At 72.1% G+C, this 14,618-nt stretch carries 12 protein-coding genes; 11 read left to right on the top strand and 1 reads right to left on the bottom strand.

The genetic code is table 11. The features are described from left to right. Window positions 1-31: 31 nt before the first annotated feature. The 9 genes from G569_RS0110260 to G569_RS47140 all read left to right on the top strand — a co-directional run bounded on the left by G569_RS0110260 (window position 32) and on the right by G569_RS47140 (window position 10,890). Window positions 32-1,456: a UDP-N-acetylmuramoyl-L-alanyl-D-glutamate--2,6-diaminopimelate ligase gene (locus tag G569_RS0110260; RefSeq protein ID WP_028063349.1), complete on the top strand. Its 1,425-nt coding sequence runs from the start codon at window positions 32-34 to the stop codon at window positions 1,454-1,456. After that, entirely contained in the window at window positions 1,453-2,760 is a 1,308-nt protein-coding gene (locus G569_RS0110255) for a UDP-N-acetylmuramoyl-tripeptide--D-alanyl-D-alanine ligase (protein ID WP_028063348.1), read from the top strand. Before G569_RS0110260 ends, G569_RS0110255 begins: the two co-directional genes overlap by 4 nt. Before the next feature lie 25 nt (window positions 2,761-2,785). Next, on the top strand, window positions 2,786-3,721 hold the full coding sequence (gene mraY, locus G569_RS0110250; RefSeq protein ID WP_371683461.1) for a phospho-N-acetylmuramoyl-pentapeptide-transferase: 936 nt from the start codon (window positions 2,786-2,788) through the stop codon (window positions 3,719-3,721). A 98-nt stretch (window positions 3,722-3,819) separates the two neighbouring features. Next, complete coding sequence (locus G569_RS0110245; RefSeq protein ID WP_028063346.1) at window positions 3,820-4,182, top strand: MGMT family protein; 363 nt, start codon at window positions 3,820-3,822, stop codon at window positions 4,180-4,182. Between the two features lie 708 nt (window positions 4,183-4,890). Beyond that, entirely contained in the window at window positions 4,891-6,501 is a 1,611-nt protein-coding gene (locus tag G569_RS57650; protein ID WP_157591938.1) for a Mur ligase family protein, read from the top strand. Window positions 6,502-6,554: 53 nt separating this feature from the next. Further along, complete coding sequence (gene ftsW / locus G569_RS47145) at window positions 6,555-7,769, top strand: putative lipid II flippase FtsW (RefSeq protein ID WP_053226145.1); 1,215 nt, start codon at window positions 6,555-6,557, stop codon at window positions 7,767-7,769. Then, the gene (locus G569_RS0110230) at window positions 7,729-8,745 is read left to right on the top strand and encodes a UDP-N-acetylglucosamine--N-acetylmuramyl-(pentapeptide) pyrophosphoryl-undecaprenol N-acetylglucosamine transferase (RefSeq protein ID WP_245602467.1); all 1,017 of its coding nucleotides are present in this window, start codon (window positions 7,729-7,731) and stop codon (window positions 8,743-8,745) included. Before ftsW ends, G569_RS0110230 begins: the two co-directional genes overlap by 41 nt. A gap of 36 nt (window positions 8,746-8,781) precedes the next feature. Beyond that, window positions 8,782-9,123 carry a hypothetical protein gene (locus G569_RS0110225; protein ID WP_053226144.1) on the top strand — a complete coding sequence of 114 codons (342 nt, stop codon included), beginning with the start codon at window positions 8,782-8,784 and terminating at the stop codon, window positions 9,121-9,123. 174 nt (window positions 9,124-9,297) lie between these two features. Continuing rightward, entirely contained in the window at window positions 9,298-10,890 is a 1,593-nt protein-coding gene (locus G569_RS47140) for a choice-of-anchor A family protein (protein WP_084284631.1), read from the top strand. Here the strand turns inward: G569_RS47140 and G569_RS0110215 are convergent. Further along, entirely contained in the window at window positions 10,880-12,463 is a 1,584-nt protein-coding gene (locus tag G569_RS0110215; RefSeq protein ID WP_211232948.1) for a RecQ family ATP-dependent DNA helicase, read from the bottom strand. The genes G569_RS47140 and G569_RS0110215 overlap by 11 nt on opposite strands. Before the next feature lie 46 nt (window positions 12,464-12,509). Between G569_RS0110215 and G569_RS0110210 the strand changes: the two genes are divergently transcribed. Both G569_RS0110210 and G569_RS0110205 read left to right on the top strand, forming a co-directional pair. After that, window positions 12,510-13,763, top strand: coding sequence for a UDP-N-acetylmuramate--L-alanine ligase (locus tag G569_RS0110210; RefSeq protein ID WP_037495944.1), 1,254 nt, complete (start codon window positions 12,510-12,512; stop codon window positions 13,761-13,763). 45 nt (window positions 13,764-13,808) lie between these two features. Next, on the top strand, window positions 13,809-14,600 hold the full coding sequence (locus G569_RS0110205) for a cell division protein FtsQ/DivIB (RefSeq protein WP_211232947.1): 792 nt from the start codon (window positions 13,809-13,811) through the stop codon (window positions 14,598-14,600). Window positions 14,601-14,618: the final 18 nt, after the last annotated feature.

The raw sequence follows: 14,618 nt of genomic DNA, 5'->3' as shown, positions 1-14,618 counted from the left end.
CCGCCGGACGCGCTCGTAGACTGCCGGACGCATGACGCTCCGCGAGCTGCTCGGGGACGGCCCCGACGTGGTCGTCACGGGCCTGACTTTCGACAATCGGCTCGTCGCGCCGGGCACCCTGTTCTTCTGCGTGCCCGGGTTCACCCGTGACGGGCATGACTTCGCCCCGGATGCCGTGGCGCGCGGCGCCGTCGGCTTGGTCGTCCAGCGCCCGCTCAGGCTCGGCGTGCCCGAGGTCCTGGTCGACGACGTCCGCGAGGCGATGTCGATCGCCGCGGCGCGCTTCTACGGCGACCCGACGAAGGAGTTGCGCGTCGCCGGCATCACCGGCACCAACGGCAAGACGACGACGGCGTTCCTCACCCGCGCGCTGCTCGAGGGCGCGGGCATCCGGACCGGCCTGCTCGGCACGGTCAAGTCCGTCGTGGGCGGGGAGGAGCGGGCGGTCGTGCGCACGACGCCCGAGGCGTTCGACCTCCAGCGCACGTTCCGCGAGATGCTCGACGCCGGCGACGCGGCGTGCGCGATGGAGATCTCCTCGCACGCGCTGGAGCTCAAGCGCGCCACCGGCATCCACGTCGCCGCGGCCGTGTTCACCAACTTGACCCAGGATCACCTCGACTTCCATCCCACGATGGAGGACTACTTCCAGGCCAAGCGGCTGCTGTTCGCGTCCGAGCTCACAGGTGCGCGCATCGTCAACGCGGATTCGGACTACGGGCGGCGGCTGATCGAGGAGTTCGACTGCGTGACGTTCGCGATCTCGCGCGACGCTGATTACCGGGCGGTGGATGTGCGCACGGACGCGACGGGGTGCGACTTCGTCGTGGAGTCGCCGGACGGTTCGTTCGCCGCGCGGGTGCCGTTGCCGGGCCGGTTCAACGTGCTCAACGCGCTGGGAGCGTGGGCGGCGGCGCGGGCGCTTGGCGCGCCGGCTTCCGGTCTGGCGGACTCGCTGGCGCACGCCGCCACGGCCCCGGGCCGTTTCCAGCCCGTCGACGCGGGCCAGCCGTTCGGCGTCGTCGTCGACTACGCCCACAAGCCGGATGCCTTGGAGCAGGTGCTGCTGGCGGCCCGTGAGATGGCCTCGGGGCGGCTGATCGTCGTCGTCGGCGCGGGCGGCGACCGCGACCGGGGCAAGCGCCCGATCATGGGTGAGATCTCGGCTCGGCTGGCCGACTACGCCTTCATCACCTCCGACAACCCGCGATCGGAGGAGCCGTCGGCGATCATCGACGAGATCGTCGCCGGGATTCCGTCCTCTCCGCACGCCGTGGTCTCGCACGATGTGGATCGGCGTGCGTCGATCTTCCGCGCGATCGGGATGGCTGAGCCGGGTGACGTGGTGGTGATCGCGGGCAAGGGCCACGAGCAGGGCCAGGAGTTCGAGAACGGCCGCAAGGAGCCGTTCGACGACACGACCGTCGCCCGTGAGGCGATCGCGGAGCGCGCGTGATCGGCTGGAGCGCGGAACAGGTGGGCGCGGCCGCGGGAGCGTCGCTGGTTGCGGGGGCGGCGGACGCGGGCCCGACGCGTGCCGTCATCGACACCCGCTCGATCGAGCCGGGGGACCTCTTCGTCGGCTTGCGCGGGGAGCGGGTGGACGGGGGGCGCTTCGCCGCCGACGCGCTCGCGGCCGGCGCGTGGGGCGTCCTGGTCGCTCCCGAGCACGCGGCGGGGCTCTCCGGCGTCGTTCTCGTCGCCCCGGACCCGCTGGTCGCTTTGCAGACGCTCGCCACCGCATGGCGGCGGGAGCTCGACGCGGCCGTGATCGGCGTGACCGGGTCGGTCGGCAAGACGTCGACCAAGCAGTTGATCGCCGCGCTGATCTCGCCGTGGCGGCGCGTGGCGGCCAACCCGGCGAACTGGAACACCGAGATCGGGCTGCCGCTGGCCATCCTCGCCGCTCCGCCCGGCACCGAGGTGCTCGTGCTGGAGATGGGGATGCGCGGGTTCGGGCAGATCGACGAGCTGGCGCGGATCGCGGAGCCCGACGTGGGCGTGATCACGAACATCGGCCCGGTCCACCTCGAGCTCGTGGGGTCCTTGGAGGGCGTCGCGCGCGCCAAGGGCGAACTGCTGGCGCACGTGCCGGTGGCGGTGGTTCCGGCCGAGGAGCCGCTGTTGGATCCGTATCTGGCTTCCGAGCTCGATGTCGTGCGGTTCGGCTCGGATGTCGCCCTGGAGGACTTCGACCCGCCGCGGGTGACGATCCTCGCCCGCGAGCTGCGGGTGGAGCTCGAGGTGCCGTTCACTTCCCGACACCAGCTCGTCAACCTGACGGCCGCGGTTGCGGCGGCCCAGGCGGTCGGGGTGGAGCCTTCCGGCCGCGTCGACGTGTCGTTCGGGGCGATGCGGGGGGAGCGCATCGAGCTGCCCTCGGGGGTCGTCATCATCAACGACTGCTACAACGCCAACCCGCTGTCCATGCGCGCCGCGCTCGACGATCTCGCCACGCAGGCGCCTGATGGGGGGCGACGTTTGGCCGTTCTCGGGGACATGCTGGAGCTCGGGGACGGCGAGGTCGAGGAGCACCGGTCGCTCGGTGTGGATGCCTCCGTCGCCGACGTCCTGGTGGCCGTGGGGCCGTTGTCCGCGCACATGCTCTCCACGTACGAGGGCGAGTCGCACCATGTCGACGACGCTGCCGCGGCCGCTTCGCTGGTGTCGTCGCTCGTGCGGCCGGGCGACGTGGTGCTCGTGAAGGCCTCGCGGGGAATCGGGCTCGAGACGGTCGCGGAGGCGCTGGCGCGTGGGTGAGGTCCTGATCGCCGGGACCGCCTCGCTGTTGATCTGCGTCTTCCTGTCGCCGAAGTTCATCGCGTTCCTGCGGGCGCGCGAGTTCGGCCAGAACATCCGCGAGGAGGGCCCCGAGGGTCACCACGCGAAGGCCGGCACGCCGACGATGGGCGGGATCATCATCTTCACCGCGATCGCGGTGCCGTTCCTGCTCTTGACCGACTACATCGACTGGCGGTCGTGGGGGGTCTTCGGGGTCGCGGTCGCGTGCGCGCTGCTGGGGTTCGCCGACGATTACACGAAGCTGGTCAAGCGGCGCTCCCTGGGCCTGCGCGGGCGCACGAAGCTGATCGTCACGCTGCTCATCTCGGTCGGGTTGTGGCTGGCCGCGACCGAGGGCGCGGGGCTGCCGGACACGCTGAACCTGCGGATCGTCGACGCTTCCATCAACCTCGGGATCACGTACCCGTTCTTCATCTATCTCGTCGTGGCGGGGACGACGTCGGCGGTGAACCTGACGGACGGCCTGGACGGGCTCGCCGCGGGCTGTGCGGCGATCGTGCTCCTCGCGTACATCGCGATCACGTTCACGACCGGTCAACTGGGGTTGTCGCTGGTCGCCGGCTGTCTGGTGGGCGCGTGCGTGGGCTTCCTTTGGTTCAACTCGTTCCCCGCGTCGATCTTCATGGGGGATACCGGGTCCTTGGGGCTGGGCGGCGCGATCGCCGGCATGGCCGTGATGACCAAGACCGAGGTGCTGCTGATCATCCTCGGCGGGATCTTCGTGATCGAGGCCCTGTCGGTCCTGATCCAGGTCTTCTCCTTCCAGACCTTCCGCAAGCGGGTCTTCAAGATGGCGCCCATCCACCACCACTTCGAGCTCGAAGGGTGGTCGGAGACCAAGATCATCCTCCGCTTCTGGATCGTCGCGGCGGTCTGCGCGGCGATCGGCTTCACGCTTTACCAGCAGTCCCTCACATAACTGCACATTCTTTGCAACAAATCTGCGCAATCCAGGGGATTCGCGCGGATCCCATGATGTGCTGGCCCGGTGAAGACCACCCGGAAGGAGCCCTCGTCATGGACCTCGACCTGATGCGCGAGACCGTCGCCGCCATCCCGCCCGGCGCCTGGATGAGCTACGGCGACGTCGCGGCCGCCGCGGGCGGCTCGGACATCCACGCGCGCACCCTCAACCAGCGCTTCATCCGCGAGGAGCTGGACGGCGCCCACCGCGTCCTGAAGTCCGACGGCACGATCGGCGGCACCGCCCTCGGCGACCCGGCCAGGGTCCGCCGCCTCCTCGAGTCCGAGGGCCTCGAGTTCGAGGGCGGCCGCGCCGACAAGGCCGCCCGCATCCGCCCACCCCGCCTCACCCCGCCGTCCGGCGAGGCCACGCCCGAGCCCGCCGCGGCCACGCCCGAGCCCGCCGCGGCGGCGTGACCACCCGCGGCGCTGCCCGCCCCGTCACGCGCTCCCCTCGGCAGCCCTCCGCACGCGCCTCGTCGTCACGACCCTCGCACGACGCGGCGTGCCCCGGCGCACCGCAGCGCACCGCAACGCCGTTCCGCGCGGCCCCAGGCCGCGCGCCTCGTCGCGCCGCGGCATGGCGGGTGATTCGCGCGGCGGGGGTCCGCGGCGCGGCCGTGACCCGCGTGCCTCGTCGCTGCGCGGCTCGGCCGGCGACCCGCGCGCCTCGTCGCTGCGCGGCTCGGCCGGCGACCCGCGCGCCTCGTCGTTGCGCGGCGCGGCTCGTGACTCGCGCGGCGGGGGTCCGCGGCGCGGCCGTGACCCGCGAGCCTCGTCGCTGCGCGGCGCGGCCGGTGGCGCTGCGGCCGTGATGCCGTCGACCGCGGTGTCTCGCGAGCCTGGGCGATTCGTCTGGGGTGTGATGCTCTGCCGTCCTGACAGGACGGTTCAGAATCACACCCCCGGGGCGCCGGGCCCCGTTTGGCGAAGCGCGCGGCCTCGCGGGCGAGCTGAGATGCGGCGGGTCGGCGCGGCGAGCTCGGCCGGCCGGGGTCCAGGTCCGACCGTGGCGTCTCGTGAGCCTCCTGGGCGACGGTCGTGGGGTGTGATGGTGGTGTTTCGATATGCGGGAGCGGAGCATCACACCCCCTCCCGACCGGGGCGGCCGCTTGAATGGGGCGCGTGATCGTTCGTCCGCCGTTGCCGCCTGGGCCGTATCTCGTGCTCGGACTCGCCCGTTCGGGGGTCGCGGCCGCACGCGTGCTCACGGCGCGCGGGGGTCGGGTCGTGGCGTCCGACGCGCGGCGGGTTGGCGATGACGTGCGGGAGGCGCTGCGGGCGATGGGCGCCGAGGTCCGAGATGGGGAGGGCGGGCTCGAGTTGCTCGAGGGGGTCGCGACGCTGATCAAGAGCCCCGGCGTGCCGCGCGAGGCGCCGCTCGTCGCCGCCGCGCTCGAGCGAGGGATCACGGTCCTGGGCGAGCTCGAGCTCGGCTGGCGGCTGCTCGAGCACCCGTTCATCGCGCTCACGGGCTCCAACGGCAAGACGACCACGGTCGAGCTGATCGGTCACATCCACCGTACGGCGGGCGTGCCGGTGACGGTCGCCGGCAACGTCGGGACGGCCCTGACCTCGCTGCCGGGAACGCTCGACCCGGACGCGGTGATCGTCTGCGAGGCCTCGTCGTTCCAGCTCGAGGACACGCTGGCCTTCGCGCCCGACGCCGCCGTCCTGCTCAACCTCCAGGAGGACCACCTCGACCGCCACGGCACGTTCGCCAACTACCGCGCCGCCAAGCTCGCCATCTTCGCCCACCAACCGCCAGGCGCCCTCGCGGTCGTCCCGGCCGGACTGCCGCTGGAGGACGCCGGCGGCGAGGCCACGAGGGTGACGTTCGGCGAGGACGCGGCAGCGGGCGGCGCGGCGGGCGACGACGCGGCGCCGGGCGGCGCGGCAGCGGGCGGCGAGGCGGCGCCGAACGGCGAGGCGGCGCCGGGCGAGGCGGTGGGCGGCGAGCCGGCGCCTGGCGGGGCGGTGGGCGGCGAGGTGGCGCCTGGCGGGGCGGCGGGCGGCGATGCGGCGCCGGGCGGCGCGGCAGCGGGCGGCGAGGTGGCGCCGAACGACGAGGCGGCGCCGGGCGAGGCGGTGGGCGGCGAGCCGGCGCCTGGCGGGGCGGCGGGCGGCGAGGAGGCCGACCTCGTGCACCGCGACGGGTCGCTCTTCTGGCGCGGCGAGGCGTTCGTCCGGGCCGACGAGATCCGGTTGCGCGGACCGCACAATCGGGAGAACGCGATGGCCGCGGCGGCGGTGTGTCTCGCGCGGGGGATCGGCCCCGGCGCCGTGCGCGAGGGGTTGATGACGTTCGCCGGGGTGCCGCACCGGCTCGAGGAGATCGCGACGGTCGGTGGTGTCACCTACGTCAACGACTCCAAGGCGACCAATGTGGCGTCGGCGGAGGTGGGCGTCCGGAGCTTCCCGCGCGGGGTGCACCTGATCGCCGGCGGGAGCGAGAAGCACTCGGACTTCACGCCGCTCGCGGCGCCCGTCAAGGAGCGCTGCACGGCCGTCTACACGATCGGCCAGACCGCGCCGCGGATCGATGAGGCGCTGCGACCCACGGGCGTCCCGATCGACGACGCGCACGACCTCGCGACCGCGTTCGCGCATGCGAGCGACAACGCGCGGCCGGGGGACATAGTGCTGCTCTCGCCCGGGTGCGCGTCGTATGACCAATACCGCTCATATGAGGAGCGCGGGGACCATTTCCGCCGCCTGGTCGAGAACCTCGGATAATCGCGGCAGGCGTCCGGCGGGGCGCGTCGAATGGCGCTCCGATGGGCCGAAAAATGCAGCAGCCGCTCGAGCATCGACTGCTGCTCACGGCCACGTTCTGCCTCCTCGCGGGCGGCGCGGTGATGGTGTATTCGGCGTCGAGCGCGAGAACACTGCTCCAGGGTCAGGGCGATGGGACGTCGTACCTGATCAAGTACGTCACGTACGGGGCGGTCGGGCTGCTCGGGATGCACGTCGTGTCCCGGCTGAACCTGGAGCACGTGCGGCGCTACACGGGGGCGCTGCTGATCGCCGCGTTCGTGATGCTGCTGATGGTCAAGGTGCCAGGGGTGGGTGTGCGGGTCAACGGCGCGCACCGCTGGCTGGGCTTCGGTCCGCTGCAGTTCCAGCCGAGCGAGATCATGAAGATCGCGCTCGTGCTGCACATCAGCGGGGTGATCGCCAACCGGCCGAAGATCGCCCGCTCGATTCGGACGCTGACCGGCCCAGTGATCGGGGTCGCGGGCGCGGCGGTGCTGCTGATCGCGCTGCAGCCGGACCTGGGCACCGACCTCGTGATCTGCGCGACCGTCGGCGCGATGGTCGTCGCGGCGGGGCTGCCGATGCGTCAGCTCGGCCTGGCGTTCGGCGCCGGGGCGACGCTGGTGATGCTGTTCGCGATCCTCGAGCCCTACCGGCGGGCGCGGCTGACGAGCTTCCTGGACCCGTGGGACCACGCGTCCGGCGCGGGGTTCCAAGCGGTGCAGGGGCAGATCGCGATCGGCTCCGGCGGGCTGTTCGGCCACGGGCTGGGCGCGTCGATCCAGAAGATCTTCTACGTTCCCGAGGCCCACACCGACTTCATCCTCGCCGTCATCGGGGAGGAGCTCGGCCTGGCGGGGATCCTGGCGCTGCTGTCGCTGTACGGCATCATCGGGTACGCCGGGCTGCGGACCGCCCGCAACGCCAAGGGCATCTACCTGAAGCTCCTCGCCGGCGGCCTGACCTCCCTGATCCTGTGCCAAGCCACCCTCAACGTCTACGCGGTTCTCGGCCTTGCGCCGCTGACCGGCGTCCCGCTGCCGTTCATCTCGTCGGGTTCGACGAGCCTCATCGTGATGCTCGGTGCGATGGGGCTGCTGCTCAACGTGGCGAGCGGCCGCGGCTCCACCCACCTGCGAGCGGTTCCGCAGCCCAGTGACCGCTCGACCGAAGATCGTGATCGCAGCCGGAGGGACCGCGGGACACGTGGTGCCGGCCATAGCGGTCGCCGACGCGCTGCGAGCTGAGGGCGCCGAGGTCACCTTCGTCGGCGGCGAGCGCGCCGAGGCCGAGCTGGTGCCACAGGCCGGCTACGCGCTCGACCAGCTCAAGGTCGAGGGCCTGAGCCGGACGAACCCGCTCAAGGCCGCTCGCGCGCTCGGCAAGGCGGCGGGCGCGGTGCAGCAGGCCCGCGGGATCCTCAAGAAGCGCGACGCGGACGCCGTGCTCGGCGGTGGGGGATACGTGGCGGGCCCGGTCGGCCTCGCCGCGGTGCTGACCAAGACGCCGCTCGTGCTGTCCGAGGCCGACAGCCACCTCGGCATCTCCAACCGCGCGCTCGCCGGCAAGGCCCGCCGCGTCTGTCTCGCGTTCCCGCTCGAGGGCCGCACGGGCGACCGCTATCTCGTCACCGGGCGCCCGGTGCCACCGAAGGTCACCGACCGGGCCCACGCGCGAGCGCAGCTCGGCATCGGCCCCGATGAGACGTGCGTGCTGATCTTCGGCGGCTCGCTCGGCGCACGCTCGATCAACCACGCCGCGATCGAGGCGTTCAAGGACGCGCCCTACCGGGTCGTGCACGTGGCCGGCACGCGCGACTACCCCGACCTGACGCCACCGGGCGACCACTACGTCCTGCTCGACTACCTGACGCCGTTCGGGACCGCGCTGGCCGCCGCCGACGCCGCCGTCGCCCGCTCCGGTGGCTCCGTCTTCGAGCTCGCCCAGTACGGCCTTCCCGCCGTGCTGATCCCGTACCCGCACGCGTCGGCCGACCATCAGAGCTCCAACGCCAGGTGGATGGCCGACGCCGGCGCCGCACGCATCGTCACCGACACCGAGCTGACACCGCAGCGACTCCGCGCCGAGACCGACGCGATACTGGCCGACCGCGCCGCGATGTCACACGCCGCGAGCGCGCTGGCCAGGCCGGACGCGGCAAAGGACATCGCACACGAGATCCTCGTAACAGTTACGGGCGAAATTGTTCACCCCGCGGGGTGAGGAATGCGCGACACAGAAATGTGAGAGTTCGCCGCAATGAACCTCCCCATGATCATCCGCGCCTCGCTCGCCGGCCTCCTCATCACCGCGTCCGTCGGGATCGCCGCCTGCGGGAACGACAATGGCATCTCCCAGGACGAGGCCAACAAGCTGCAGAAGCAGTCCCAGGAGCTCCAGGACAAGGCGCAGAAGACCGCCGAGGACATCAAGTCCGGCAAGGTCGACGCCGAGCAGGCCGCCAAGGACATCCAGGACGACGCCAACAAGCTGACCAACGACGCGATCGACGCCGCCAAGGACTCCGACATCCCGGACGACGTCAAGAAGCAACTCGAGGACGCGCAGGACCAGCTCAACGCCGCCGGCGGCGGCAGCTGAGACCGCTCACAGAGCCACATCGAGAGCCCGTCCGGCATCCGCCGGGCGGGCTTTTTTCGTTCTTGATCGGACATATGGCCAGAAGCCACAAATCGCTCAAGACGGCTCTACGGTAGGTGCTGGCCGAGTTTCCCCCCTTGCCGGCCGCTCCCCACCTCGCTCTCAGGAGTTTCCATGCTGGCATTCCCCGCCGTTCGGCGACGCTGGCGCGTGCTCGCGCCGTCGCTGCTGGTTGTTCTCGCGCTGCCCGCCTCCGCTTCCGCGGCGGACCCGCTGTCCGCGGCGCGTGGCTTCACCGTGTTCAGCGCCGGCGATGCCACCGTCACGGCCAACGAGAACGACGGCTCGATGGCGTCCGGCGGCGACCTCGTCCTTCCGTCCAGCGGCGACTACCGCGTCGGCAACAACGTCAAGTCGGCGTTCACCGCGACCGGCACGAGCGCGCCGACCGCGCTCTACGTCGGCGGCACCGTCCGCTTCAACGGCGGCCGGCTGACGATCAACGGCAACCAGTACGCGCGGATCGTCAACGCGACCGGCGCCACCGGCGCCAAGAGCGGCGCGACCGCGACGATCGCGCCCAGCCGCGGCACCGGCTCGATCGCGATCAACACCGGCCAGGCGACGACGAGCATGTTCGGCGCGCCGTCGAACGCGATCGACTTCAACTCCGCCTTCGCGGCGCTGCGCGACGAGGCGGACACGTACGCGACCTACGGCAACGACGTCTCCGCGACGAACGCCAACGGCGGCTCCCTCGACTGGAACGCCACGACCGTCAACCCGTATCTGAGCCTGTCCAGCGGGACGAACGTGTGGCGCCTGAGCGCGTCCCAGCTCCGCCGTCTCGGCACGGTCACGTTCCGCTCGATGCCGGCCGACGCGACGCTGCTCATCGTCGTCCCGGACTGGACGACCGGCATCTGGAAGGCCCCCAACTTCGCCGGCGCGGCCGGCGCCGACCGCATCCTGCTCGACTTCCCGTCGGCGACGTCGGTGACGCTGACCGCCGACAGCGCGACCGTCGAGGGCACGATCCTCGCCCCGCGCGCCGCCGTCTCGCTGCAGACGCGCTCCAACGTCGAGGGCCAGATCGTCGCGTCGAGCTTCAGCCACACCGGCTCCGGCGAGATCCACCACGTCTCCTTCAAGGGCAAGTGCGGGCCGAAGCCCACGCCGACCCCCACGCCCACGCCGACGCCGGTGAAGACCCCGACGCCGACCCCCACGCCGGTCAAGACGCCGACGCCGACCCCGACGGCCACCCCGACCCCCACGCCCACCAAGACGCCCGTCCCGGTGACGACGCCCACGCCGACGCCCACCCCGACGCCCACGGCCACGCCCACCCCGACGACCACGCCGGCGCCGACCCCCACGTCGACCCCCGAGCCCGAGCCCACGCCGACCGTCTCCGCGCCGGATCCCCGCCCGGTCGAGGTCCCCGTGGCCAACGAGGTCGAGGTCCTGGGCGTCAGCGACTCCCACGTCAAGACCTCGGCCAAGCTCTCCGCGCCCAAGGCCTGCGTGAAGACGGCCAGGACGCTCCGGGTCTCAGGCTCCGCGATCCGCACCGTCGCCTTCACCCTCGACGGCCGCAAGCTGCGCACCGTCAAGCGCACCACGGCGAAGCTCGGTCAGCTCAAGCCCGGCTCCCACAAGCTCGTCGCGAAGGTCACGTTCACCGACGGCACGACCAAGACGCTGACCACCCGCGTCAGCGGCTGCGCCGCCGCCGCGAAGGTCACCCCGAAGTTCACTGGGTGAGCCGAAGGATCTCGCGCTCGCGGACGACCGCGAGCGCGAGCGTCTTGTAGCCCGCCTCGTCGAAGAGCACCACGAGCGCGTCGTCGTCGTAGCGCTGGACGACGCCCTCGCCCCACTGGCCGTGGACGACCCGCGCGCCGACCGGGAACGGCACGTCGGCAGGCGGCTTGTGCACCCGCCCCGCCTCGCAGTTGTCGCAGCGCCCGCACGGCGGCTCGAACGGCTCGCCGAAGTAGGACAGCAGGAACGCCCGCCGGCAGTCGTTGGACTCGGCGTAGGCGCGCATCATGTCCACGCGGGAGCGGTCGAACGAGCGCCGCATCTCCTCCGCCTCCGTCGCGCGCAGGACCGCGTCGGCCGGCGCGTCGTCGACCCGCTCGACCTCGCCGTCGGTGCGCACGTGCACCGCGCCCGCGTCCTCCAGCCGCGCCAGGGCCGAGGCCAGCTTCGTGTGCGAGAGCTCGGTCCGGTGCTGCAACGCGTCCGCCCCGAGATGCCCGGCGCGCCGCACGGCGTCGAGCACGTGGGCGATCTCGTCGACCTCGACGTGCCCGCCCGCGAAGAACCGCCGCAGCCCGACGTCCTCGCTCCGATAGAAGAGGACGATGTCGGCCGGCTCGCCGTCGCGGCCCGCGCGCCCCACCTCCTGGTAGTAGGCGTCCAGCGACTCGGCGACCTCGGCATGGAACACCCAGCGCACGTCGTGCTTGTCGATGCCCATCCCGAACGCGGTCGTCGCCACCACGACGTCGAGCGAGCCGTCCATGAACCGCTCCTGCACCTCGTCGCGCTCGTGCGATCGCATCCCGGCGTGGTAGGCGGCGGCGTTCGGCACCGCCGCCGCCAACTCCTCGGACTCGCGTCGGGTCGACACGTACACGATGCCCGGGCCGGAAGCAGCAGCCACGCGCGCCTCCAGCGCCCGCAACTTGCGCTCGTGGCCCTGCTCGCCGTGGAAGCGCTCGACGCTGAAGTGCAGGTTCGGCCGGTCGAACCCGCGGATCAGCACGTCCGGCGAGCGCAGCCCGAGTCGCGCAACGATCTCGTCGCGCACCGGCGGCGCCGCCGTCGCGGTCAGGGCGAGCACGGGTGGGCGTCCGAGCGCGTCGATCGCCGCGCCCAGCCGCAGGTACTCCGGCCGGAAGTCGTGGCCCCATTCGGAGATCGAGTGCGCCTCGTCGACGACGAACAGCGAGATGTGGGCCACGCTCAACTCGTCGAGCACGTCCTGGCGCGCCAGCTGCTCGGGGGCGAGGAAGAGGAACTCGAGCGTCCCCTCCGCGAGCTCGTGCAGCGCGTGCTCGCGCTGCGCCGCGCTAATCGTCGAGTTCAGCTGTGCGGCGCCGCCCGCGGCGAGCTCGTTCAAGGTCTCCACCTGGTCGCGCTGGAGCGCGATCAGCGGCGAGACGACGACGGTCGCGCCCGGGGTCAGCAGCCCGGCGATCTGGTAGATCGCCGACTTCCCCGACCCGGTCGACATGACCACCAGCGCGTCGCGCTTCGCGAGGGCCGATTCGATCGCTTCGCGCTGCCCGGGCCGCAGCTCCGAGTAGCCGAACGCCTCGCGCGCCACACGGTCGATCGGGGATTCGTCGGCCAGGCGCCCTAGGGTGACAGGGATGGACCAGCCCTGGTCAGGACGAAGACTGCACTTTGTGGGGATCGGCGGCGCCGGCATGAGCGGCCTCGCGGTCGTCGCGCAGGCGCTCGGCGCGAGCGTGACCGGCTCCGACCGCGCGGCGGGCTCCCCGTACGCCGCGACGCTCCAAGCCGCCGGCATCGAGCCGATCGTCGGCCACGCCGCGGACAACGTCCCCGAGGGCGCCGAGGTCGTCTATTCGAGTGCGATCCCGTCCACGAACCCGGAGCGTCGCGCGCCCGAGATGCACCGGGCGGACCTGCTCGGCGAGATCACGCGGCTCAAGCCGACGATCGCGGTCTCCGGCACCCACGGCAAGACGACCACGTCGTCGATGCTCGTGCACGCCCTGCAGGCCGACAGCTACCTCGTGGGCGGCGAGGTCCGCAGCACCGGCTCCAACGCCGGCTGGGGCCCGGGGGAGTGGCTGGTCGTCGAGGCCGACGAGTCCGACCGCAGCCTGCTCAAGCTGCACCCGACGATCGCGGTCGTCACCAACGCCGAGCTCGACCACCACACGACGTACTCCTCGCAGCGCGACGTCGACGAGACGTTCCGGGCCTTCCTCGCGCTCGCGCGCGAGCAGGTGGTCCCGCCGGACCTCACGCGGCTCGCGCCCGGCGCGGCCACGTTCGAGGCGGGGGAGCCGTTCGAGTTCGACGGCCACCCGGTGCGGCTCGGCGTGCCGGGCGCCCACAACGCGCGCAACGCGGCGGCGGCCCTCACCGCGATCCGCCTCGCGGGCGGCGACGTGGACGCGGCCGCGGCCCGGCTCGAGACGTTCATCGGCGCAGGCCGCCGCTTCGAGCACGTGGGCACGACCCCGAACGGCGCGCTCGTCGTCGACGACTACGCCCACCACCCGACCGAGGTGCGGGCGACGATCGAGGCCGCGCGCACTCTGCGACCCCGCCGCGTGATCGCCTGCTTCCAGCCGCACCTGTACTCGCGCACGCAACGCGAGGCGAGAGCGTTCGGCCAGGCGCTCGCGCTCGCCGACCTGGCCGTCGTCCTCGACGTCTATCCCGCACGCGAGCGCGCCGAGGACTTCCCGGGCGTCACCGGCCTGCTCGTCGCCGAGGCGACCTACGACGCGGGCGGCGGAAAGCGCGTCGCCTGGATGCGCACCCATGCCGCCGCGGAGGCGTTTCTCCGCAACGAATTGTGCAAGGACGACCTGCTCCTCACGATGGGCGCGGGCGACGTCGACCAAGTGGGAAAGGCCCTCATATAGAAGGGACCGGCGGAACGGGGTCGAAGCTCTGCGCCAATGGTCGCCGTGACCGTCACACGCCGTGGCCGGCGCCTCCTGCGCCTGGCCTTCGGCCTCATCGTCCTGGCCGCCGCCCTGTCCGCGGGGTGGATGTGGCTGCGCGACTCCAGCCTCGTCGAAGTCCGCGACGTGCAGATCACCGGCGTCACCGCGTCCGACGGTGAGCAGGTCAAGACCGCGCTCGAGACCGCGGCGATGGAGATGACGACGCTGCACGTGCGCCCGCAGGCGCTGCGCGACGCGACCGCGAACCTCAGCTCGGTCAAGTCGCTCGAGGTGACCAAGGACTTTCCGCACACGCTCCGCATCCACGTCAACGAGCGCCGGCCGGTGGCCGCGCTCGCGCCCAAGGGCGAGGACCGGATCCCGGTCACGGGTGACGGTGTCGTGATGACCGGAGTGACCGCGGATCGCGACCTGCCGAGCCTCGTCGTCGCCGACTCGGCGATCAGCTCCAAGCTCACGGACAAGCGCGCGTTGCGCGCGTTGACGATCGCCGGGGCCGCCCCGGACGAGCTGCTGCGAAAGGTCTCGGCGCTCGCGGTCAACAAGCAAGGCGTGGTCGCGAGTCTGAAAAACGGCCCCGAACTGGTGTTCGGGACGGACGCGGACGCGCACGCGAAGTGGGTCGCCGCGGCGCGTGTACTGGCCGAGAGCTCAGCCGCGGGAGCGACCTATCTCGACCTCAGGATTCCCGGGCGGGTGGCCGCAGGAGGGCTCGCGCCGGTCGAGCCGGCGGGTACAGACCCGAACGCTCCACCTGAGGGTGAGAATAGCCCAACTCTCAACGGCGGGTAGAGACTTTGGCCTTCTGCA

The sequence above is a fragment of the Solirubrobacter soli DSM 22325 genome, from assembly GCF_000423665.1.
GTDB lineage: Bacteria > Actinomycetota > Thermoleophilia > Solirubrobacterales > Solirubrobacteraceae > Solirubrobacter > Solirubrobacter soli.
This window is presented reverse-complemented; position numbering and strand designations above follow the sequence as displayed.